Source organism: [Leptolyngbya] sp. PCC 7376 (assembly GCF_000316605.1).
GTDB lineage: Bacteria > Cyanobacteriota > Cyanobacteriia > Cyanobacteriales > MRBY01 > MRBY01.
The window spans coordinates 2,272,328-2,293,555 of sequence record NC_019683.1; the positions used below are offsets into that span (position 1 = coordinate 2,272,328).

Below are 21,228 nucleotides of genomic sequence, written 5' to 3' on the forward strand. Positions count from 1 at the left end.
AGGAAAATTTTTGATTATCTAGGGAAGTCAGAAAGTTAGCTGAAGGGGAAGTCGATTGCCATGGCGCAGGAAATTGAACGGAAATTCTTAGTGGTGGGCGATCGCTGGCGGGAGTTGGCAGAGGGTGTTTATTATCGGCAAGGCTATCTGCAACGGCAACCTGAAAGAACTGTGCGGGTGCGCTTAGCCGGAGAACAAGGCTATCTCACCATTAAAGGTAAATCTACTGGGATTTCGCGGCTCGAATATGAATATCAAATCCCGCAAGCTGATGCTCTAGAAATGCTTGATATTTTGTGCGATTGCCCCCAAATCGAGAAAAAACGCTATTGTATTCCTTACGAAGGATTTATTTGGGAAGTCGATGAATTTTTTGGCGAAAATGAAGGCTTGATTTTGGCGGAAATCGAACTGCAATCCGAAGCGCAAACCTTCTTGAAACCGGATTGGATTGGTGCTGAAGTGACCCAGTTTTCACGGTATTTCAATGCAAAACTCGTGAGCTATCCCTATAGCCGATGGACAACCGCTGAACAGCAGCTAGACTAGACCCCAAAACTGCTACATTAGTTAGCTAATAACAAAAATTTTTACCCGCAATTAATTAAGCTATGACTAGCACCGTCAAGAACGACAAGACCATCGTTAAAAATTACTTTAATGCGAAAGGATTTGACCGCTGGCGTCGGATTTATGGTGATGGTGAAGTTAATAAAGTACAGGCTGATATTCGGGTGGGTCACCAGCAGACAATTGATAAGGTGATTGGCTGGTTAAAAGCCGACCAAAATCTCCCAATGCGTAGTATTTGTGATGCGGGTTGTGGTGTCGGTAGTCTCAGTATTCCACTTGCGAAGCTGGGTGCACGTTCGATTTATGCGAGCGACATATCCGAAAAAATGTCCGGTGAAGCTGCAGAACGAGCAAAGGTAGAGCTTGGTGAAAATGCTAATGTCACGTTCGAAGCGAAGGATCTTGAAAGTATCTCCGGCAAGTACAACACTGTTATTTGTATTGATGTGTTGATTCACTATCCCACTGAGGACGCGGCAAAGATGATCGCGCACCTTGCTTCTCTCAGCGAAGACCGTCTCATTTTGAGCTTTGCGCCTAAGACGTTCTTCTTGACCATTCTCAAGAAAATTGGTGAGTTTTTCCCTGGCCCTAGCAAAACAACTCGTGCTTATCAACATAAAGAACTCGATATTCGCAATATTCTGATCGACAATGGCTTTGCGATTGAGCGTACTGAAATGACCAGCACTAGTTTCTATTATTCTCGTCTCATCGAAGCAGCTCGTCTCCGCTAAGCAAAACGTTGATTGCAGAAATTTTGAGTGGGGTGATTGTTGCGGCGATCGCCCCTCTATTTTTTGCAATCTCCAAGCTTTGAATTAATAGGGTTTTTGACCGACCCAGTTTCCTTTCGGATCATAGTTGCAGACCCAAACTTCTTTCCCATCAGCCGTACGAGCCATCCCACAGCCAATTTTTCGAGAATCCCGCCACACGACTTGAGTGTAATGTCCACAGACTTTACCCGGTGCACAGGTATTCGTTGCATAGTCATAATCGTGAACTTCGTTGCCCCATAGATCGACGACCGCAGCTGACGAAAGCATTTGGCCTGAAGCATAGGCAATATTTTCAACATAATCGCAGTCAGGGCGATGACCACGTAGATTATTGGCGCTGAGATGATCAGCCCATTCCTGTGCATAGGCGGCAATGGTTTCGTCCCACTCTACAGTTTCCGTGATGCCATAGTTCGCTCGCCAGTCATTGTGAGCCTCTACCATTTGGGCGATCGCCGTAGGAGATGTTAGGTCATAGACATTTTCGACAATGCCTTCGGCGAGTGCTTCCGCAAAAGTTTTAATGCGTGCAGATAAAACCCCTGCTTCTTCAGAGCCATCATCTTTGTACTGAACTTTGTATTGGTAACCTGTGGCGCTGTTGTAGCCATAACCTCTGAGTCCGGCTTCGCGCCAAGTGCCATCGTTATCAACAAAAACGGGTTTGCCATCAAAAGGTAAGGGTTCTGTTCTGGTAGTCATCTGTCGTAGAGGCGATCGCCCTGATATAGAAAGTCAAAAATGCTCTGGAATCATAGGACAGGTTTTTAGAGAGAATCTCCCTTTGTTTATGAAACTTGAGAGATGCTCCAACGTGGTTAATAAAAAACCTCCATCTCATAGATGAAGGCAAAGAAAAATCTTGAAGTTGAAAGTAAAAAATTATTCGCTGTCACCCATGATTTTAGGGACACGGAAAAAGTCGTCTTCCCGCTCAGGCGCATTCTCTAAAAGACCTTCGCGATCGCCAAACGTTTTTTGAGTATCTTCTCGGAAAATATTGCTGACATCAATCGCCCGCGTTGTGGGAGCTACATCATCAGTATTAAGCTCACTGAGCTGCTCGACATAATCCAAAATACCGTTGAGTTGTTCCGGTAAAACCGCCTCTTCTTCTGGAGTTAAATCCAGACGAGCAAGCTTGGCAACCTTACGAACCTGTTCGAGATCAATCATTTGTTAGTTATTAGTTATCAAAACGAAAATTATTGGTTTAAATCTCTCTATTAAAGAGAACTTACGGAGGTCTTAAAGACTTAATCCTTAGAAGAAGACATCCATTTCAGAACGCCCTGTGGTCTTGAGCCAGTTTTGAGCTTCGATATAGTTATTGGGTGCAATGCGAATTGCCTGTTTCCAATATTCAGCTGCCTTATCAAACAATGCTTCAGACTCATCTTCGTTGCCAGCTTGCTTTGCCTTCTCCCCTTGGTAGTGATAAACCACAGCAATATTATTGAGAGCTTGGGGCATCTTTGGATTTAGATCGATTGCCTCATGATAAAGTCCTAAAGCCTTCTCGTGGTCGCCATTACTCGCGTAAATGAGACCCATGTTGTAAAGGATATAGCTACGGTCGTTGCCATCTTCTTCGAGTTTGAGAGCTTCTTCGTAGTTTTCGAGAGCCTCAGAATATTCACCATCCGCTTGCGCTGACATGCCGTCTCTGTAATAAGCAAAAGCTTCTTTTGCTCTGTTGCTGGTGGGCAAGATTTTGAGAATAATATCTGCCATCACCGTAAAGCTTTTGTCGATGAAGTTATCGTTACGTTGGGTTCTCGGCATAATGGTCTAGTCGCAGGGAATAATCGTTTGTTCACTTTACCTTGATTTGTTTTGATTTTAACGGATTGCTATGGCTGTGTACTTTTTCTGGGGAGAAGATGATTTTGCGATCGTCCAAGCGGTAGAGCAGATTAAGCAGTCTGTCCTCGATCCAGCCTGGTTGTCGTTTAATTTTCAAACCTATGATGGCAGCAAGGAAGAGACTGTCGTTGAGGCGTTAAATGAATCGATGACACCACCATTTGGGATGGGGGGAAGGTTAGTATGGCTGACGGAGGCGACGTTTTGTAACAGTTGCTCTGAAAGCTTATTAAAGGAACTTCAGCGAACATTAAATGTGGTTCCGGAGCAGACCCACTTATTAATTACGACGCGGAAAAAGCCAGACAAACGGATTAAATCCACAAAATTAGTCCAGGAGCGGGCAAAGGTTCGGGAGTTTTCGCCTATTCCACCTTGGCAAACAGAAGCGTTGGCTGATCGAGTGAGGGGAACGGCGCGAGAGATTGGGGTGACATTAGATCGACAGGCGCTAGAGCTTTTGGGGGAAGTGGTTGGCAATGATAGTCGTCGTCTCTGGAATGAACTAGAAAAGCTGAAAATTTATCAGAGCGATCGCCCACAACCATTAACGCGGCAAGAAATTCAGCGGTTGGTGGCAGCAACGAATCAAAACAGTCTGCAACTCTGTGCAGCGATTCGCGAAGGAAAAAGTGGCGATGCGATTCAGTTGGTTGGGGAGCTATTGGCGCAAAATGAACCCGCGTTGAGGATTGTGGCGACGATGATCGGGCAATTCCGGATGTGGACAGTGATTAAGGTGATGATGGAAAACGGTGAGCGCGACGATAAGGCGATCGCCAAACTAGCAGATTTACGAAACCCAAAGCGTTTATACTTTCTCCGTAAAGAAATAGCACGGCTCCGGGGTTCGCAATTACTCAAAACTTTACCAATTTTGCTGGAGTTAGAAGCTGGCCTGAAACAAGGAGCGATCGCCCAAGAAATCTTACAAACGAAGGTACTCGAACTTTGCCAACTTTTTCGTTAATCTAGTGATGCAAAAATCTTGAGAATATGGAACTTCTGCATCCGAAATTCCTTCTTTAGGCATAAGTAGAGGCGATAGCCCTAGACGCGATACTCGTTAAAAATAGTTATATTTCTCCCTTTACCCCAAACTTTCTCATCCCCTACCCACACCAACCGATTATGTCCTTATCTATCCGCCTTCGCTATTTCGCCCTTGGTAGTCTCGCGACTGTCAGTGCCATTGCCCTTGGTGTTGCGCCTCAGCTCGAAGCAAATCTTGTCCCATTTTCTTGGGAACAACAGGCGATCGCCCAAGAGTTTACCCAAGGTGAATTAAGAGACTATGCCGAAGCCTACCTCGCGATTTATGGTGGCAATAGAATGCAAGACTTGTTGATGGAGATCGAAGCTCTCACCGGCGAGAAAACCAGTTGGGAAGTACGCTGCGACAACGCCAACAGTATTCGTAAACTCGGGAACCGCGAAGCAATCAGCAAAGTTCAAAATTATTGCAACGAAGAACTTCCTGCCCTAATCGACGAGATTATTACCCGTAGCACCTTTAATAGCATCAGCAACCAGCTTGAAAATGATGAAGCGTTGCGGAGCACGATTTTTGATTTGATGACCGAAATTTTAAATAATCGCTAATAGGGAATAGAGAGAGATTAAATCAATAATTTTTTGTGGGTATGTCGTCAGGCGATCGCCGCAACCTGTTGTGGATGGGTGAGTGATGAAATTTACAATCATTCCTTTTTTTGCCACAGATTTTCTCACTAGACTATGAGTATCTTTATAAATTCAAAAGAGCGCAAACCCATTGCCTCTCATTAATCCTATGAAAAATACCTTATCAAAACTTGGCCTTGGCTTTTTGCTCAGTACAGCAACTATTTCTAGTCCACTGTTGCTAATGCCATCGGCGATCGCCCAACAGATTACCAGTGCGACACCCTCTGGCACAGACGTTCCAAACGACAGCTCTATCACTTGGAAATTTGACAATTCCAGCCTAGTAGAAAACGGTTCAATCCAGATTTTGGTTGATGATACCGATGTAACAGGCAGCAGCTTTATTGATCTGAGTGGCAATACCTTTGGTTATAAACCTTCTGCTCCTTTGAGCCCTGGAACCCACGAGGTTGAGGTTCAATTTGAGTCTACGACTGGGGTTGGCTATCGAGCTGCATGGTCATTTGAAGTGGTTAATGTCGAGCTTGATATCACTGCGATTTATCACAATGCCGTGGATGCAGCTTTAACCACCGGAGATACTTTTAACGCCGAACTGCGCGGGACACCTGATGCCACCGCTTCCATTCTCCTCGTTCAAAACGGCAATACTCTCAAAACTATTGAAGCGAAGGAAACTACTGCTGGTACCTATCGGATTTCGATGCCTATCGGTAGTGGTGATCGCGTCAGTGAAGGGATTGTGATTGGTCGTCTCGAAAAAGCTGGACAAGTTGCCTTTTCTGTCGTGGATAGTCCTTTTGCCTTTAACCCCACCGCTGTCGGTAGTGGCGCAGTGGTCACCCAAGAAATTACGAGTGATTCTCCCCAAACAGCCTTGATCACCGAAACAGTTGAGCCTTTGACTCTGGAAGTGACCAGCCATAGCGATGGTGACACCATTAGCTCCAATACAGGGTTCACCTTAGAAGGTCAAACCAATCCCGATGCTGACGTGAGAGTGACAGTTGTTTCTGAAGCGCCCAGTATCCTTGGTGGTTTCCTCAGTATTGGTAGTGAAACAACGTTACTAAACCGATCTAGAGCGCAAGTGGATAGCACTGGAAAATTCCAAATCGTTGTGCCCCGCCCTGCCATTGTGAATGAGGGTCAACAGTATTCGATTACTGTGGTGGCTGAGCTAGACGACCAAGAGGAAGAAATCGAATTCGTTGTCGAGCAACAATAGGATCTCAATTCTTAAATCTCAAGAGCTTTAGCGAGCGCCTCTCTGTTTTTAAATGACATTGGGGCGATCATAATTTCAGTCAAATGCTCACTTTCTTACTACCCCTCGAAGATGCCCAGCTCCTTTGCGAAACCTTGATTGACTATGCAGTCGATACAAAGATCATCATGTCGGCGATCTGTCTTCTCCAACGACTGCGATTTCGCCAAACTCTTTAAAAATAAGAGAGTTTCAAGTAAGTAATGCTATAGCAAAATGGAGTGAGTCGTTTCCTTGGAAGTCTCGCTATGACAATTCACTGTCCCCAATGTAATGCTCAAGACATCATCAAAAGTGGATTCGCTAAAAATCGTCAACGATTTAATAAGTGTAAGCAGTGCAATTATCAATTTACAAGCTTTTCTAAAGAGCGGGGCAAGCCTCTCTGGATGAAATTAGAAGCTGTATTGATGTATATGAGTGGTATGTCCATGAATGCGACAGCCAAGATTCTCGGTGTATCAGCTCAATCAGTGCTCAATTGGGTAAGAGATTTCGGTGAAGCCAATTATGAAAAGCCCACTCCTGAGTCTGCTGTCGTGGTGGAGCTAGATGAGCTATGGCATTTTATCCAAGAGAAAAAAACAAACTTTGGGTCTGGAAAGCATATGACCGTAATACTGGGCGACTCATTGACTGGGAATTGGGAAGTCGTGATAGTCGAACTTTAGGTCATTTACTAGAGCGGTTATCGCAATGACAAATCACTGTCTATTGCACCGATAATTGGAAACCCTATCAACAGCTATTAGAGAATCACCCAGATGCTTTTCATGTCATTAGCAAGAAAGAGACAATAGCAATTGAGAGAAACAACTCAGATAATCGCCATTGGTTTGCTTGGTTTCATCGCAGGACGAAGGTCGTCTCTAAATCAAAACACATGGTGGACTTGAGCATGGCACTGTTTGCGAAATTTAGAGTGAATGGAAGTATTGAGCTACTGCGCAATTGGCGTTTAACATTACTCTCTTGAAACTCTCGTTATTTTTACGTGACCGATGGTTATCCTGTTTACGCTATGTACATTCCTGAGGAAGACCGAATTATCAGCAAGACATATATGACCAGAGTAGAAGGAGAAAACGGTCGTTTAAGAAACTATCTAACGTGAGTTCGGGATAAGAACAACAGGAAAAAGTCTTTCCTAATCTGGGTTTGAGACTTCTTGATTCTTTATTGAGCAGCGATTATTTTATGCAATATTCTACTGATTGAGCTCAATCAATACAATATTTTCAATTAGAATGCTTTATTGCGAATCAGTACATAGATGAAATTCCAAACAAACTCTTGATTTATAGGAGTTTCAGGCTAACTTGTCGGGATTTCATCCTAATTCCTTAACCCGAACTCACGTTATCTAGCTCGTTTACATCGCAAAACACTTTGCTATTCAAGGTCGGTGGAAATGTTAGCTAACTCTCTCAAGTTACTGATTCACTACCTCAAGTTTTAGGATGTACCTGTGCCGTTGAGAAACATCCCTTAACTCACCAACGCCCCATGACCAGTCTAGAGCCTTTGTTTTGTGCCGTTGATGATTTCGCCAAGTCTTCGAATCTCAATGGCAACAACAGCTGCTGGCCTCGAAACAACGGCGGCGACGTCGCTCAAGAAGCTTGAGTTTAAGCGAGATAATGACGATACTGATTGCTTTTGATCAATCTCACTATCGTAATTTCAAATATTTCTATCTCATCAATGTGCGTCATCACTGGCGAGGAGCTTTTCCCAGAGCCGTGAGTTACCAACGTTTTGTGGAGTGGATGCCTTCGACGTTAGTACCTCTCTCTATGTGTCTACCTACAGCACTGTTATGGTCAATGCACAGGTATCAGCTTCAAGTATCAAAGTTTGTCACAATCGCCGCATCTCTCAACACCGCGTTTTTGATGGCCATGCCGCTCGAGGTAAAACCTCTGTGGGTTGGTTCTTTGGCCTCAAACTACATCTGGTTATCAATGACCGCGGAGAATTACTCAATTGACCTCTTGCAAAAGGGGTGAGAGTAGGTAAAAAAGAGGAAAGTATCAGAGCCATAGCGATAAAAAGGCCAACTTACGAACAGCTCCAACATTTATCTCCAGAACAATTCAGGAGAGCCTGTGGAGTTAAACTTCAGACCTTCAATCGTCTGGTCGAAGTCCTAGCAGAAGCTAAAGCAAAGCAAAAACCCGGTCGTCCCAGTGTTTTATCCCTGGAAAATCAGTTACTCCTCACCTTGGAATATCTGAGGGAATATCGCACTTATTTTCCTATCGCTCAATCATGGGGCATTCATGAATCAACAGTTTGTCGCATGGTGCAAAAAAACAGAGAATACACTCATCAAAGAAACCGATTTCCACTTACCCGGCATGAAACAGCTCCATGGTTCAGAAGAGTTATCTCTAACAGTAGTGGTGATGGTCATTGATGCCACAGAACAGGCGATTGAAAAGCCCGAAAAAACAACGTCTTTACTACTCAGGGAAAAAGAAGCATCATTCCCTTAAAGCCCAAATGGTCATTGCTTGGCAGTGGGCACAGATTATCTGTTGTGACTGTGAGAAAGGTAGCACCCATGACTTCAAACTACTCAAAAAGAGTAGAGTGCATTTTCAGCAGGGACAACTCTGCCTTGCCGACGCTGGATATCAAGGTCTACACAAGCGACATCAGCGGAGTCACACTCCTCACAAGAAGCCTAAAGGTGCGGAGCAGAAACAGGAGAATCAGCTCTTAGAGGATGTTTGAAAAGTAAAAGTTTTAAGCAAGTCTTCTCAGTAATAACCGAATAGAAGCAAGATAGAGAAAGGCCTCCGCACTTGCAGTCGTGTATTCATAATCGCGGCTGAGACGACGACACCAATAAAACCATCCAAAGGTACGCTCAATCACCCAACGACGAGGGAGTAAGCAGAAGTCTTTGCGTTCAGATGGGCGCAGCACCATCTGCAAAATAACGCCAAAAGTATCCATTACCCAATGGCAGAGCGCCTGACCTCGATAGCCTCCATCGACATAGAGCAAATACCATCGTTGAAAATTGAATGAACTCTGTCGTAATCTCTCTAATAGCAGTCGTAATCCTTGTGTATCACTAACATTAGCGGCAGTGACAACAGCAACCATCAAAAGACCAAGGCTATCTCCTATGATGTGTCGTTTCCTCCCCTTTACCCGTTTATTGCCGTCAATCCCAACGTGCTCATGAATCATCGAGGCACTATCCACCGACTGAGAATCCACCACCACATAGCTAGGAGAGGAGGGCGGTCATGATTAGCTGTACGCTCATACTCGTAGAGGGTCTGATTGATACATTCGAGGGTGCCATCATCGCGCCATTGGGCAAAGTACCAATAGACTGTTTGCCATTTGGGAAAGTCATAGGGCAAGGAACGCCAGGCAATCCCTCCCATCAGGATATACAGCAGGGCATTCACCACCTGTCTCAAGTCAACGGAGCGAGGTCTTCCTCCAGACTTTACTGATGACAATAATGGTTTTAGGAGATGCCACTGGTCATCACTGAGATTTGTTGGATATGATTCAGACATGATTTTATTCAGAGATTTCAGTACTTCTATAGACTAAATCTCTTTTTTTCTGCTTGCGATACCTTTTTCAAACATCCTCTTAGCAGCTCAAAGAATCATCATTGAGATGGTATTCAGAATGCTCAAAAGATTTCGTATATTATCCAGTCGATATCGTAACCGCCGTCGGAGATGGGGATTAAGACTCAATCTCATTGCTGGTCTCTACAACTTTGAATTGCCATAACCTTTTGCAAGAGGTCAAATGTGAAAGTCACGCCTGGCAACACTGATGACAGAAAACCAGCCGTGGAGCTTTTGAAAGAGCTATCGGGAAAAGTCTTTGCAGATAAAGGTTACGTCTCTCAACCTCTGGCACAGTATTTACAAGAAGAATATGATGTGAGGCTTCTAGCTAAGCCTCGTCGCAATATGAAGAATCACCTGATGCTTTGGCGAGACAAAGTGCTGGCTCGTAAGCGAGCTTTGATTGAGACAGTCATTGACCAACTGAAGAAAATTTCTCAGATTGAGCATTCCCGCCATCGCAGTCCTGCCAACTTTTGTGTCAATCTACTTTGCGGTCTCATCGCCTACTGTCATTAGCCTAAGAAACCTTCTCTTCAGCTTGATTAGAACCTTTATTCCTTATCCCGAACTCACGTTAAATAGGGATATTTGAGAGTTGAGGATATCTTTCTTTTGCGTTGCAGAATAGATGGATGAATGGAGGTTGTTGACTCAATGAAATGTCGAGGATGCCAATCTACTCATATCCGTAAGAACGGAAACAAAAGAGGCAAACATAATCACATCTGTGTAGATTATTGAGGCTGTCAGTTTATCGGCTACTGTAGTTAGTGGTAGATAAACTGACAGCCTCAAAATGTACGTCAATGGCATAGGCTTTCAGGCCATTGAACGGGCGAAAGGAGTGCATCACACTTGTCATCACTTGGGTCAAACAAGTCGATTGCTACCTGATGCTTATGAACCTGAGCCGGTGCCTCAGGTTAGTGAACTCGATGAACTTCAAACCTTTGTCGGTGCTAAAAAAATAAGGTCTGGCTCTGGACTGCCGTAGACCACTTCCAACCAGGTATTCTCGCCTGGACTGTTGGTGACAGAAGCGCAGAGACGTTCAAACCATTATGGGCAATCGTTAGTCTCTGGAGATGCTTCTTCTACATCGCAGATGGCTGGAATGTTTATCCCATGTTCGTACCCGATGGTGACCAGATTATCAGCAAAACCTACATGATTCATGTTGGAGGGGAGAATACTCGATTGCGGCACTATTTCGCTTTATATAGCAGTGGTCATTTAGTTTGATACGTCATGTGAACCTCAATCCTGAGCCTGTCTGCAAAACCATTATGGAGTGTCTTCATCTATCTGGCGACTGCTATACAGCTCTAAAACAGGTTATCAGAAAGGCTATGGCCACAAAATCACAGACTAGGAAGCATTCAAAAGCTTTGTATAACAGCATCCCGACAAAACCTAGGCAGAAATGGCAGAATGATCGCCAAAAATGATCAGCTGCAAGGCATCTCACAAAGAAACATAACTTTATGTTACGATTTGTATATCAAGCTTGACTTGAAGAACACACAATACTTTTTATCTGTAAATCAGATATCCAAGGAGTAAATCTTAATGTCTTACACTCTCGATGCAGCACGTAATATTTTTCCAGATACCCTTGCTGCTGACATTGTTCCTGCGACAACCGCTCGTTTCTCTCAGCTCAGCGCAGAGGATCAGCTGGCTCTAATTTGGTTTGCTTACTTGGAAATGGGTAAGTCAATTACTGTGGCAGCCCCCGGTGCAGCGAACATGCAATTTGCGGAGTCTACACTAGCGCAAATCCAGCAACTTTCCTTCCGTGATCAAACCCAAGTGATGTGCGACCTCGCGAACCGGATTGATACACCCATCAACCGCACCTACGCTACATGGTCTGTCAATATCAAACTCGGCTTTTGGTATCGCCTCGGTCAATTAATGGAGGGAGGTCTTGTTGCACCGATCCCTGCTGGTTATAGATTGTCTGCCAATGCCTCCGCAGTACTAGATACTATTCGCAGTGCAGATGCTCCTCAGCAAATTACAATCCTCAGAAATACAGTTGTTGATATGGGCTACTCCTTCAGTGGGATGGAGACCTATCAAAAAGTTGCAGAACCAGTTGTTGTCCCAACTGCGATGGCTGATCGTGACGAGATTGTCATTGAAGGTATTGAGAATCAAACCATTACTAAATATATGGTGAATCTCAACGCTAATGATTTCGATGCCTTAATCCAATTGTTTGCTGAAGATGGTGCCCTACAACCTCCTTTCAAACGTCCAATTGTTGGTAAAAACGCTGTTCTAAATTTCTTTAGAGAAGAATGTCAGAATCTAAAATTGAAGCCTGAGTCTGGTGTCGTTGAGCCTAGCAGTGGTGGATATACAAAAATCAAAGTCACTGGAACATGCCAAACACCTTGGTTTGGTAATGATGTTGGCATGAATGTCGCTTGGCGCTTTTTGCTAAATCCTGATGGCAAAATCTTCTTTGTTGCAGTTGATTTACTTGCTTCCGCTAGAGAATTACTGAAGTTCCGTCGCTAAATTCAGCTTCTCAAGCATGAATTCAGTATCTACATAACTATTTGATTAAGCGTGTCTTTTATGATGCGCTTTTTTCAGGCAAATCAACGGATTGGAGAAGAATATGACAGCCAGAAAACAAGGAGATGAATATACAGGCCTAGGTCTGGCGATTATTATCCTTATCTTCTGGTTGTTGAGTACTATTCTGTTGATTGCCACTCCCATTTCAACCCTCGGAATCCCTGGAACTTTAAGTGGAATTGGTTTGCGAACCTTTCTACATACTGGGCTATTTATTGTTGCTCACGATGCCATGCACGGTAATTTAGCCCCTGGCAATGTGGCATTAAACCAACAATTGGGCTGTATAGCGATTACTTTGTATGCTGGCTTACCGTATGAGCACTGCCGCAAAAACCATATCCAACATCATCGATTTCCCGCTCAAGCAGGTGACCCTGATTTTCATGATGGAATCAACGCAAATCCCTTGATTTGGTTCTGCCATTTTATTAACAATTATCTATCTAGAAAATATCTCACCAGGTTTTCTAGCATCCTTATCGCTATAGCCGCGGGATTACATTACTCTTGTGGATTCGCTTATCTAAATCTCTTCTATTTTTTATTGCTGCCTCTTTGTTTCAGTACAGTACAGCTTTTCTTTTTTGGGACTTACCGGCCCCATGGTTGTCAACATCAGCGACGAAGCAAGCAAAGCCTAGACTCGAAATTAATTTACTTTTGGTCACTTATTAGCTGCTACCATTTCGGGCTTTATCACGAAGAACATCATACATTTCCTCGCAAATCTTGGTTTCAATTACCATCTTGCGAGCACTCTTAACAATGTTGTAACAAAAAAAAGACAATCGCTGTAATGCAATTCAGGCAAGCTCATGAGTGCTCATGACAAGCATTAATATCAAGAAAATATGAGAATTCATTATGGTTTTTATGAGGTCAACTAAATTATAATTTTGCCCACCGTCTGTAGAAAGTCGGAAGAGTGAGTGCCCTTAAGTGCACAAACGCCATTACTTCAAAGTACTTTAAAGAGTTTTTTTCAATTAAATGCTAACAATGTCCACCACAAAATCAGAATGGTCAACGACTGAAGAATTGATCGCAAAAACAGCTTTTGATATGGCTTATCGTCGTGAAGCGGCAGCAATGATGGCAGAGGCAAAAAGACAAGCAGAACTCGCCGCAGATCCTAATGATTTTTGGATTCTGAATGATTTTTTAAGTGCAAGAAGACATGATTTAGATGGTAAATATGATTTTCGCTCAGAAGCTCGTGTTTTCGTCTTGGCACAACTGGCAAAAGAGGGTTGGCTAGAGATTAGTGAGCTTGAAGGTTTGAGCATTGATAAGCTCGCGAAAATCGAAGTCTTGATTTCGACTCTGATGTAATCTTCTTCCCAGAGCGAGGAACAAGAAATCATATTTTGTATCAAACCAACTTAGCTAGTACGACGCTGGATTGTATAGCTGAAAAAATCTCTTGCCATTTTTGTATTAGGAAAAATCGCCTTGGCTTCTTCCAAGAGATCATCCAGGGTAATAGGATTGCCCGGCATATAGCGCGGACTGAAGTGCGTCATAATCAATTGTTTCACTTGGGCAAGTAGCGCCACTTGCGCAGCCATCGTTGAAGTCGAATGCAGGCGGTCAAATGCCATTTCTGCATCTTTATGGGCAAAGGTCGCTTCATGAATTAAGACATCTGCATCTTGGGATAACTCCACTGCCGCATCACAGAAGACGGTATCGGTGCAATAAACCATTTTTCTGCCAACTTCGCGATCGCCACAAAGTTCGGCACCATTAATAATGCGCCCATCGTCTAGAGTGACAACTTTACCTTTTTTCAATTCGCCATAAACTTTGCCGGGAGGAATTCCCAGCTTTTTCGCTTTTTCAACATTAAATCGGCCAGGACGATCCTTCTCTTCGACACGATATCCAAACGCAGTTACGCGATGCTTGAGGGGTAAACAACGCACTAAAAAGTGCTCATCCTCAAATATGACACCAGGTTGTGATTGATGAATTTGAAGGCGATCGCCGATCCGCATATGAGAATACTGTTCGCAGGCACGCAAATACTCTTTCAATCCAACAGGGCCATAAATATTAATCGGTTGCGCATTACCTGCCAAGCCCATACTGGCAATTAAACCCATCAACCCAAAAATATGGTCGCCATGCATATGGGTAATAAAAATTCGGCTAATTTGAGATGATTTCAGATCGCTGCGAAGCAGTTGATGCTGCGTCCCTTCGCCACAATCAAAGAGCCATGCCTCTGCACGCTGAGGTAACCGCAGAGCAACACTGGAGACATTCCGCGCACGGGTAGGCACGCCCGAACTTGTTCCTAAAAATGTAATGTCCATCTCTCTGGGGCGATCGCCGCAACTATAACCCCACTATTGTAAATGACGCTTCAGATGTCGCCTACCAAGAGCACACAATAATCTCGACGCTTAAATTCTTTCTGAATGAGAGCACTTTTCCCTACGAACAATCTGACCCTTTTGCACGGCTCACACAAAGCTAGAATAAAGAGTAATATTCATTTCGTATCGTTTCTTTTTAACTAGTTCTATGGCAGTTGCATCCAGCAAAACCGAGTATGAAGCCGTGATTGGGTTAGAAACCCACTGTCAGTTAAATACTGCCAGCAAGATTTTTTGTAATTGTTCCACCGAATTTGACAGCGACCCCAACAGCAATGTTTGTCCCGTCTGCCTAGGCTACCCGGGGGTTTTGCCTGTCCTTAACGAGAAAGTTTTAGAATCCGCTGTAAAAATGGGCTTGGCACTAAAAGCAAAAATTAGCCCTTATAGCAAGTTTGATCGGAAGCAATATTTTTATCCCGACCTCCCCAAGAATTATCAGATTTCCCAGTTCGACCTTCCCATAGTTGAACATGGCGAACTCGAAATTGAACTCGTCGATAAGCCAAGCGACACACCTGTCAAAAAGACCATCGGTGTTACCCGCCTCCATATGGAAGAAGATGCAGGTAAACTCGTCCATGCTGGGAGCGATCGCCTCGCGGGTTCGACCTACTCAAAAGTAGACTTTAACCGTACCGGTATTCCACTCCTCGAAATCGTCTCCGAGCCAGATCTCCGTACCGGCAAAGAAGCTTCCGAATATGCTCAGGAATTACGCCGTTTAGTGCGTTACCTTGGCGTCGGCAATGGCAATATGCAAGAAGGATCATTGCGCTGTGACGTCAACATTTCAGTGCGTCCCGTTGGCAGAGAAAAGTTCGGCACGAAAGTGGAGATCAAAAATATGAACTCCTTCAGTGCGATTGAAAAAGCCATCAACTACGAAATTTCGCGACAAATTAAAGCAGTCGAAGCAGGTGAACCCATTTACCAAGAAACACGTTTATGGGATGAAGCCAGCCAAAAGACCTTTAGTATGCGGATGAAGGAAGGAGCCAGCGATTATCGCTATTTCCCCGAACCCGATTTGCCGCCGATGGAAGTTTCTAAAGAACAACTAGAGGCGATCGCCGCAGCCCTTCCCGAGACCCCAGCCCAGAAACGTGCCCGCTATCTGAGCGAATATGGATTGTCTTCTTATGACACCCGTGTTCTCACCGATGACCGCGATGTCGCCGAATACTTTGAAACAGCTGTTGCTTCAGGTGCAGATCCCAAGCAAGTAACCAACTGGGTGACCCAAGACATTGCAGCTCACCTCAATAAAAACGTTGATTTAACCATTAACGACTTACCTTTAACTGCGGCCAGTCTCGCGGAATTGGTGAATTTGATTAATGATGGCACCATCAGCGGCAAAATTGCCAAGGAAATCCTTCCTGAGCTTCTCGAAAAAGGTGGTTCTCCCAAGAAAATTGTCGAAAGCAAAGGCTTAACTCAGATTTCTGACACAGGTGAACTTGAAGCAATGATCGACGAATTACTCACCGCGAATCCCGATAAGGTGGAAGCATTCCGGGCGGGCAAGAAAAAATTACAAGGCTTTTTTGTTGGTCAAATGATGAAAAAAACCAGTGGCCGTGCGGATCCCAAGCTCGTCAACCAACTTCTCGCGAAGAAATTAAACGGTTAATTTATCGAAACTTCACATTTTTTGAGGGTGAGGGGGTTGACCCCCCATTGTCATCGAGCTATATTGATTGCAGTAGATGCACCCTGATGATTGGGGGAGCCGAGATAGGCTCTCCTTTTTTTTGCCTAATTTTTGGGCAACAGAAAAATCAATTGGTGAGCAATAAAATTTTGGCGTATTTAGCTATTTTTTTCTACTAACAAGTTTTGCATGGCTTCCCAGAACATATTTTGCTCAATATAAGTCGGGTCATTGGGGAGATAGGGACTCTGAAGTCGGTCTAGACAAACGAATTCAGCATTGGCGGTAAAGACAGAGTTATCGGGATTAGAATCAGTAGGGCGCATGAGCGAACTGGAAAATCCTTTAAAAATCATCACTTGGTCTTCAATATCAGCCTCGGTTGTGGTGATCAATAAGACTTCCTCAGGGTGATTGCGACTATAAGCTTCAAGCTGTTGGGCGATCGCCATTGTGATTTTCATATAGTAAAAAAGAAACGCGGAGAAAATGTATATTACCTATAATTGGGTATCGCAATATATTTAAACGCACTGAAACTAACAACTACTCACCCTCTACATCGCCGATACCTGTCTCGAATGCCCTTTAATTCGTGGATCTACCATCGCACCACGCAGCATTTGTGGGAGTGAGCCTAGGAATACATGACTGAGCCTAACGTACCACCTGAAATTCCTATCCGTGATTTTAATGCGTCAAAACAGACTAAATTATTTCACACCCTAAAAAAACCAAGGTTTACAGGTTGTCTAACTCTGACCAATCCCCTTGCAAGGGAATGGCATTTTTATCTTTATCTTGGCCGCCTCGTCTATGCCTCTGGAGGGAGCCATGCGGTGCGCTGCTGGCGACGGAATCTCACCGCTCATATGCCTGAAATTGCGGCAGATCGCGACCGTTTTCAAAAAGATTTACTGAGTGTTAGTAGTAAGCCAGCCCAGTTGTATTGGGAATATGATCTATTACGCAAATGGCATGACCAAGGGCGCGTATCACGGGAACAAGTCAGTCAGGTTGTACAAGCAATTACCACTGAAATTTTCTTCGACGTCAGCCAGAGTACCCAGGTCACTTACCGTTTCACCCAATGTAACTATGGCGATAATCCTTTAATTTTGCTGGATGTTGACCAGATGATTTTAAAAGCCTGGAAACTCCTCAAACAGTGGAACACTCTCGATATTTCCCATCTATCCCCCAACTGTGCCCCAAAGATTCAAAATGCTGAGCTTTTAAAAACAAGGTCATCAGCTAGTACCTATAATCTCCTCAATACTCTGATCACCGGGCGGGCAACTTTTTGGGATCTCTCAATTCGGATGAAACGGGATGTCATTCAAGTGGCCCGCTCAATGATGCCTTATATCAAATTAGGGTTTATCGATTTAGCGACCATCGATGATCTCCCAGCTCCAGCAAATCTTATTACTGTCGCCAGCAAACCCAAATTTACAGGCGAACCGATCAGCCAAGATCTAACTGCAGGCAATCAAAAAATCACAATTGCCTACATCGACATCAACGAAGACCAGCTAGAGTATGTTGGCACTCTTTTAAAGGGACTCAAGTATCGTTACTTACCTATTAATGATCCGTTTAAAGCAATGTCTGTTTTGCTTGCTCAGAAGCCTGATCTAATTTTGTTAGAGCTAGATTTAGGACGAGTCAGTGGGTTGGACATGTGCGCTCAACTCAAAAAATTATCGCTTTTCCGCCAAACGCCAGTGCTTATTGTTACGGACACTTCGGGGATCTTTGATCGGGTAAAAAGTCGATTAATGGGTGCCACAGACTTTATGTTGAAACCTTTTGATCAAACAGAGATCGCGGTAACGCTCCAGAAGTACCTACGACTTTTGTAGTTAGGCGATCGCCCCGAAAAGTTTTGCTCATGGAAATATAATGATTTCTACCAAATCGCCACGGATTGTTTCGTTATTACCCAGTGCCACTGAAGTGCTTGACTCGTTAGGGCTAACGCCATTTATTGTTGGTCGTAGCCATGAATGTGATTATCCAGCCGAGATCCAGAGCCGTCCTATTTGCACCTCAGCCCGGTTAAACTCATCAAAATCTAGTGGCGATATTGATCGAGATGTCCAAGAACTCCTTAAAGCAGCTATTGGGATCTACGAAGTAAAGCTAGACGTCCTCAAAGAATTACAGCCGACCCATATTGTGACGCAGGATCAATGTGATGTTTGCGCGGTCACTCTAAATGATGTGCAAAAAGCGATTGGGGCGATCGCCGGCACAGATATCCAACTCATTTCCCTCCAGCCCAATACATTGTCAGATGTTTACGCCGACATTGAGCGCGTGGCAAAACACTTTGATCTCGATCCCCAAACTACTATTAACGGCTTACAAGCACGAGTTAATCTCTGTCGTGAACGCACAGCTTCTCTAACATCATCAAAAAGACCTAGAGTTGCAGCGATTGAATGGATTGATCCGCTGATGGGTGGCGGCAACTGGCTGCCAGAACTCATCGAAATTGCAGGCGGCGAAAATATTCTCGGGCACCAAGGTCAACATTCCCCTTACGTCACCTGGGAAACACTATTAGAAACGGATCCAGACATTGCTGTCATTATGCCCTGTGGTTTTGATTTACAACGTACTTATGAGGAAATGCTTAACGATGTAAAGGCTCATCCTCAATGGCAACAACTCCGGGCAGTGCAAGACAACAAACTCTTTATTTGCGACGGTAATGCCTACTTCAATCGTCCCGGCCCAAGATTAGTTGATTCGTTAGAAATTTTGGCGGAAATTATGCATCCCAACCTATTTAAGCAGCAATATCCTGACACCGATTGGCGAGTTTTATCACCAGTAGAATTGAGTAGGTCCTAACCGCTCTTAAGCGAATTCAGTGGTTTCTAGAGCAATACTCCCCTGCCGTAAAACAGTCCAAGTCGAGTCCCGTTGCCATTGAATGACGGTGGAGGGTTGGCCACTTCCAATTTTGCCGAACTGTTCCACATCCCAGCAATCTAAAACAGGTAATGAGGGAAAGGTTAGGGCGATTTCTTCTGTCCATTCGATCGGAGGTTGCCCTGATAAATTCGCACTTGTGGTTGCCATGGCACCAGTTTGGGATAAGATTTCGCGAGCAATATCCAAATCTGGCACTCTCACACCAATAGTTCCAGATTTGGTGGGATTGATCGCGCTCGACACAAGTTCGGATGCTGGCAAAACAAGGGTTAACGCGCCAGGTAAATATTTCTGGGCGATCGCCTGCCATTGAGTTTTCTCTGTCTCGCTACCCACAACATAATCCCAAATTTCCTCAAGGGAAGCCGCCATGAGAATTAGAGGTTTATCGGGCGATCGCCGCTTCAATTCATAAATTTTCTGAGCATAATCCGGTTTAACAGCGACGGCAGGCACCGTATCCGTTGGAAAACTGACAACTTCATTCGCCTGAGCTTGGGCAACCAGTTGATCAAGGGTAACGAGAGGCATAAATTAACTTGCTTTTTGCTGCTTAAGATAATCAAAAACGCTCTTATCACCAATATCAGCAGCGGGGGGCTGTGTAAACTTCCGCGCCGCAAAAATGACAAATAAAACACTCCAGGTAATAAAGCCAAACGTTGCAAGATTCATGGATAGAAGTTGGGTTAAATGGCCGAGCAACAGTAGCGGCACTAAAGGCGTTAACAGCATCGTCTCCACTCGCCGAAAACAAAATCCTTCCTTAAAAAATATGCCTGTCAGTGCTGCGAAGGTAAAACCAATCCCCCAAATACTCACTGGATGTTCAACAACAAAACGAACAAGAGGTTGACCAGAAAAAAGACTCAAGGCGATCGCCACAGCACAGCCAATACCCCAGAAAACTTGGAGTAGTCGGTGAAGCGGCACAAGATAAATATGGATCTTCGCTAAACTCACGCCCAATGCGCTACAAAATAGACCGTAGAAAATAGTCACCGCATGCTGAGCCCAAACCGCCTCACTCCGCCAAAACATAAGGCTAGTCCCAGCCGAAAAACACAGCGCGGCGATCGCCAACCCACCACGATAGAGCAACACATCACGGCGATCATCATCCGTAATTGTAAACTCACCGTAGTATCCCTGATAAATCTCTGGCGTTATTGCACTATCCACTTCTTCACCTCAGTTTGTTCCACAACTCATAACTAAATTATTGCTTTAAATTTTTAAGTTCTTGTTGAAGCTCTTCGAGTTGGCGACGTAGCTCAGCAGCCTCCTGAGACTTTTGATTCACCGCTGACTCAGGCTCTTCTTCATCCAAAATTTCGATACGACGCGGCTCTTTAGGCTGATCTGAAGCCTCTTCAGGCTTGGCTTTCGTTGCGTTAGGAATTTTATCCTGAGCCTGCTTCACCATATCGTTCACAAACTTCTTCGCCTCTTCGGCATTCATCTCACCTTTTTGTACCATCTCATCAGCAACGCCTTGAGCCTGTTCTCTCAGATCCTGAATCGTCGAGCCTGCTTTTTCTGCTGCAATTGAGGCCGCACCAACCCCTAGATAAAATGCCTTTTGAACCAGATTACCGAAGTCAGCCATGATGACAAATACTCTTTCAATACTTCTTTTCTTAGGATAATCGATACCTCTGAAGATTGGCTCTCCTTCCTATAAACCATCAGCATATGGGAGAGTTCGAAGCTTCGTAAATCACCATCGACAACGTTCACACGAATCTTTTGTGATCAAAATCATTCTTTCGACAGACTTATACCGATAAAACTCATCGATTTCGATCAAGAGACAAACTGATAAACAACATCTTTACCTAATTGTTAGAGTCACAACACTAAACAGCTTCTCAAGGGATACTTAACCTATAAGCAAAAA

The 21,228-nt window shown here is 44.2% G+C and carries 22 protein-coding genes and 9 pseudogenes; 22 read left to right on the top strand and 9 right to left on the bottom strand.

Annotated elements, in window-relative coordinates:
* The first annotated feature begins 60 nt into the window (after positions 1–60).
* Both LEPTO7376_RS10030 and bchM read left to right on the top strand, forming a co-directional pair.
* On the top strand, positions 61–549 hold the full coding sequence (locus LEPTO7376_RS10030) for a CYTH domain-containing protein (RefSeq protein WP_015134072.1): 489 nt from the start codon (positions 61–63) through the stop codon (positions 547–549).
* 62 nt (positions 550–611) lie between these two features.
* Positions 612–1,310: a magnesium protoporphyrin IX methyltransferase gene (gene bchM / locus LEPTO7376_RS10035; RefSeq protein ID WP_015134073.1), complete on the top strand. Its 699-nt coding sequence runs from the start codon at positions 612–614 to the stop codon at positions 1,308–1,310.
* An 84-nt stretch (positions 1,311–1,394) separates the two neighbouring features.
* Here bchM and LEPTO7376_RS10040 read toward each other — a convergent pair whose 3' ends face one another.
* The 3 genes from LEPTO7376_RS10040 to LEPTO7376_RS10050 form a co-directional block, all read right to left on the bottom strand.
* Entirely contained in the window at positions 1,395–2,057 is a 663-nt protein-coding gene (locus LEPTO7376_RS10040) for a CAP domain-containing protein (RefSeq protein WP_015134074.1), read from the bottom strand.
* Positions 2,058–2,237: 180 nt separating this feature from the next.
* Complete coding sequence (gatC, locus tag LEPTO7376_RS10045) at positions 2,238–2,531, bottom strand: Asp-tRNA(Asn)/Glu-tRNA(Gln) amidotransferase subunit GatC (RefSeq protein WP_015134075.1); 294 nt, start codon at positions 2,529–2,531, stop codon at positions 2,238–2,240.
* Positions 2,532–2,618: 87 nt separating this feature from the next.
* Complete coding sequence (locus tag LEPTO7376_RS10050; protein ID WP_015134076.1) at positions 2,619–3,140, bottom strand: photosystem I assembly protein Ycf3; 522 nt, start codon at positions 3,138–3,140, stop codon at positions 2,619–2,621.
* 70 nt (positions 3,141–3,210) lie between these two features.
* Between LEPTO7376_RS10050 and holA the strand changes: the two genes are divergently transcribed.
* From holA to LEPTO7376_RS27530, 11 genes and pseudogenes are all read left to right on the top strand, one after another.
* Positions 3,211–4,191 carry a DNA polymerase III subunit delta gene (gene holA / locus LEPTO7376_RS10055; RefSeq protein WP_015134077.1) on the top strand — a complete coding sequence of 327 codons (981 nt, stop codon included), beginning with the start codon at positions 3,211–3,213 and terminating at the stop codon, positions 4,189–4,191.
* A 161-nt stretch (positions 4,192–4,352) separates the two neighbouring features.
* Positions 4,353–4,823 (top strand): DUF4168 domain-containing protein, encoded by a 471-nt coding sequence (locus tag LEPTO7376_RS10060; protein WP_015134078.1) that lies wholly within the window; start codon positions 4,353–4,355, stop codon positions 4,821–4,823.
* 190 nt (positions 4,824–5,013) lie between these two features.
* On the top strand, positions 5,014–6,096 hold the full coding sequence (locus tag LEPTO7376_RS10065; RefSeq protein ID WP_041763422.1) for a hypothetical protein: 1,083 nt from the start codon (positions 5,014–5,016) through the stop codon (positions 6,094–6,096).
* Positions 6,097–6,179: 83 nt separating this feature from the next.
* A complete protein-coding gene (locus tag LEPTO7376_RS28365; protein ID WP_015134080.1) occupies positions 6,180–6,314 on the top strand; it encodes a hypothetical protein in 135 nt (44 codons plus the stop codon).
* 69 nt (positions 6,315–6,383) lie between these two features.
* Positions 6,384–7,111 (top strand): annotated as a pseudogene (locus LEPTO7376_RS25700) (IS1 family transposase).
* Positions 7,112–7,120: 9 nt separating this feature from the next.
* Positions 7,121–7,243 (top strand): annotated as a pseudogene (locus tag LEPTO7376_RS26360) (IS1 family transposase); the annotation flags it as partial.
* Positions 7,244–7,495: 252 nt separating this feature from the next.
* Positions 7,496–7,594: pseudogene (locus LEPTO7376_RS26365) on the top strand (IS1 family transposase); the annotation flags it as partial.
* Positions 7,595–7,641: 47 nt separating this feature from the next.
* Positions 7,642–8,122, top strand: a pseudogene (locus LEPTO7376_RS29035) (transposase); the annotation flags it as partial.
* Between the two features lie 18 nt (positions 8,123–8,140).
* Positions 8,141–8,392: pseudogene (locus LEPTO7376_RS29040) on the top strand (IS5/IS1182 family transposase); the annotation flags it as partial.
* Between the two features lie 25 nt (positions 8,393–8,417).
* Positions 8,418–8,633: a hypothetical protein gene (locus LEPTO7376_RS27525; protein ID WP_225901256.1), complete on the top strand. Its 216-nt coding sequence runs from the start codon at positions 8,418–8,420 to the stop codon at positions 8,631–8,633.
* On the top strand, positions 8,572–8,874 hold the full coding sequence (locus LEPTO7376_RS27530) for a transposase family protein (RefSeq protein ID WP_225901196.1): 303 nt from the start codon (positions 8,572–8,574) through the stop codon (positions 8,872–8,874). Before LEPTO7376_RS27525 ends, LEPTO7376_RS27530 begins: the two co-directional genes overlap by 62 nt.
* A gap of 12 nt (positions 8,875–8,886) precedes the next feature.
* Here LEPTO7376_RS27530 and LEPTO7376_RS10085 read toward each other — a convergent pair.
* Positions 8,887–9,683, bottom strand: a pseudogene (locus tag LEPTO7376_RS10085) (IS5 family transposase).
* A gap of 64 nt (positions 9,684–9,747) precedes the next feature.
* Between LEPTO7376_RS10085 and LEPTO7376_RS26920 the strand changes: the two are divergent.
* The 6 genes and pseudogenes from LEPTO7376_RS26920 to LEPTO7376_RS10110 form a co-directional block, all read left to right on the top strand.
* Positions 9,748–9,906: pseudogene (locus LEPTO7376_RS26920) on the top strand (transposase); the annotation flags it as partial.
* A 17-nt stretch (positions 9,907–9,923) separates the two neighbouring features.
* Positions 9,924–10,265 (top strand): annotated as a pseudogene (locus tag LEPTO7376_RS10090) (transposase); the annotation flags it as partial.
* A gap of 138 nt (positions 10,266–10,403) precedes the next feature.
* Positions 10,404–10,964 (top strand): annotated as a pseudogene (locus LEPTO7376_RS24690) (IS1 family transposase); the annotation flags it as partial.
* Between the two features lie 354 nt (positions 10,965–11,318).
* Entirely contained in the window at positions 11,319–12,278 is a 960-nt protein-coding gene (locus tag LEPTO7376_RS10100; protein WP_015134081.1) for an orange carotenoid protein N-terminal domain-containing protein, read from the top strand.
* 103 nt (positions 12,279–12,381) lie between these two features.
* Positions 12,382–13,107, top strand: coding sequence for a fatty acid desaturase (locus LEPTO7376_RS10105; RefSeq protein ID WP_015134082.1), 726 nt, complete (start codon positions 12,382–12,384; stop codon positions 13,105–13,107).
* Between the two features lie 236 nt (positions 13,108–13,343).
* Positions 13,344–13,676 carry a hypothetical protein gene (locus LEPTO7376_RS10110; RefSeq protein ID WP_015134083.1) on the top strand — a complete coding sequence of 111 codons (333 nt, stop codon included), beginning with the start codon at positions 13,344–13,346 and terminating at the stop codon, positions 13,674–13,676.
* A gap of 50 nt (positions 13,677–13,726) precedes the next feature.
* Here LEPTO7376_RS10110 and LEPTO7376_RS10115 read toward each other — a convergent pair whose 3' ends face one another.
* On the bottom strand, positions 13,727–14,662 hold the full coding sequence (locus LEPTO7376_RS10115; protein ID WP_015134084.1) for a ribonuclease Z: 936 nt from the start codon (positions 14,660–14,662) through the stop codon (positions 13,727–13,729).
* Positions 14,663–14,873: 211 nt separating this feature from the next.
* Between LEPTO7376_RS10115 and gatB the strand changes: the two genes are divergently transcribed.
* Entirely contained in the window at positions 14,874–16,361 is a 1,488-nt protein-coding gene (gene gatB / locus LEPTO7376_RS10120) for an Asp-tRNA(Asn)/Glu-tRNA(Gln) amidotransferase subunit GatB (RefSeq protein ID WP_015134085.1), read from the top strand.
* 179 nt (positions 16,362–16,540) lie between these two features.
* Here gatB and LEPTO7376_RS10125 read toward each other — a convergent pair whose 3' ends face one another.
* Positions 16,541–16,846 (bottom strand): hypothetical protein, encoded by a 306-nt coding sequence (locus tag LEPTO7376_RS10125; RefSeq protein ID WP_015134086.1) that lies wholly within the window; start codon positions 16,844–16,846, stop codon positions 16,541–16,543.
* A gap of 183 nt (positions 16,847–17,029) precedes the next feature.
* Between LEPTO7376_RS10125 and LEPTO7376_RS10130 the strand changes: the two genes are divergently transcribed.
* Positions 17,030–18,247, top strand: coding sequence for a response regulator (locus LEPTO7376_RS10130; RefSeq protein ID WP_015134087.1), 1,218 nt, complete (start codon positions 17,030–17,032; stop codon positions 18,245–18,247).
* Positions 18,248–18,287: 40 nt separating this feature from the next.
* The gene (locus LEPTO7376_RS10135; protein WP_015134088.1) at positions 18,288–19,244 is read left to right on the top strand and encodes a cobalamin-binding protein; all 957 of its coding nucleotides are present in this window, start codon (positions 18,288–18,290) and stop codon (positions 19,242–19,244) included.
* 6 nt (positions 19,245–19,250) lie between these two features.
* On the opposite strand, the gene LEPTO7376_RS10140 is transcribed toward LEPTO7376_RS10135, so the two are convergent.
* Genes LEPTO7376_RS10140 through LEPTO7376_RS10150 form a run of 3 tightly spaced genes read right to left on the bottom strand, consistent with a single transcriptional unit; the run spans position 19,251 to position 20,937 of the window.
* Positions 19,251–19,859, bottom strand: a complete 609-nt coding sequence (locus tag LEPTO7376_RS10140) for an L-threonylcarbamoyladenylate synthase (RefSeq protein WP_015134089.1) — start codon at positions 19,857–19,859, stop codon at positions 19,251–19,253.
* 3 nt (positions 19,860–19,862) lie between these two features.
* Positions 19,863–20,510 (bottom strand): DUF2301 domain-containing membrane protein, encoded by a 648-nt coding sequence (locus LEPTO7376_RS10145; RefSeq protein ID WP_015134090.1) that lies wholly within the window; start codon positions 20,508–20,510, stop codon positions 19,863–19,865.
* A 37-nt stretch (positions 20,511–20,547) separates the two neighbouring features.
* A complete protein-coding gene (locus tag LEPTO7376_RS10150; RefSeq protein WP_015134091.1) occupies positions 20,548–20,937 on the bottom strand; it encodes a hypothetical protein in 390 nt (129 codons plus the stop codon).
* Positions 20,938–21,228: the final 291 nt, after the last annotated feature.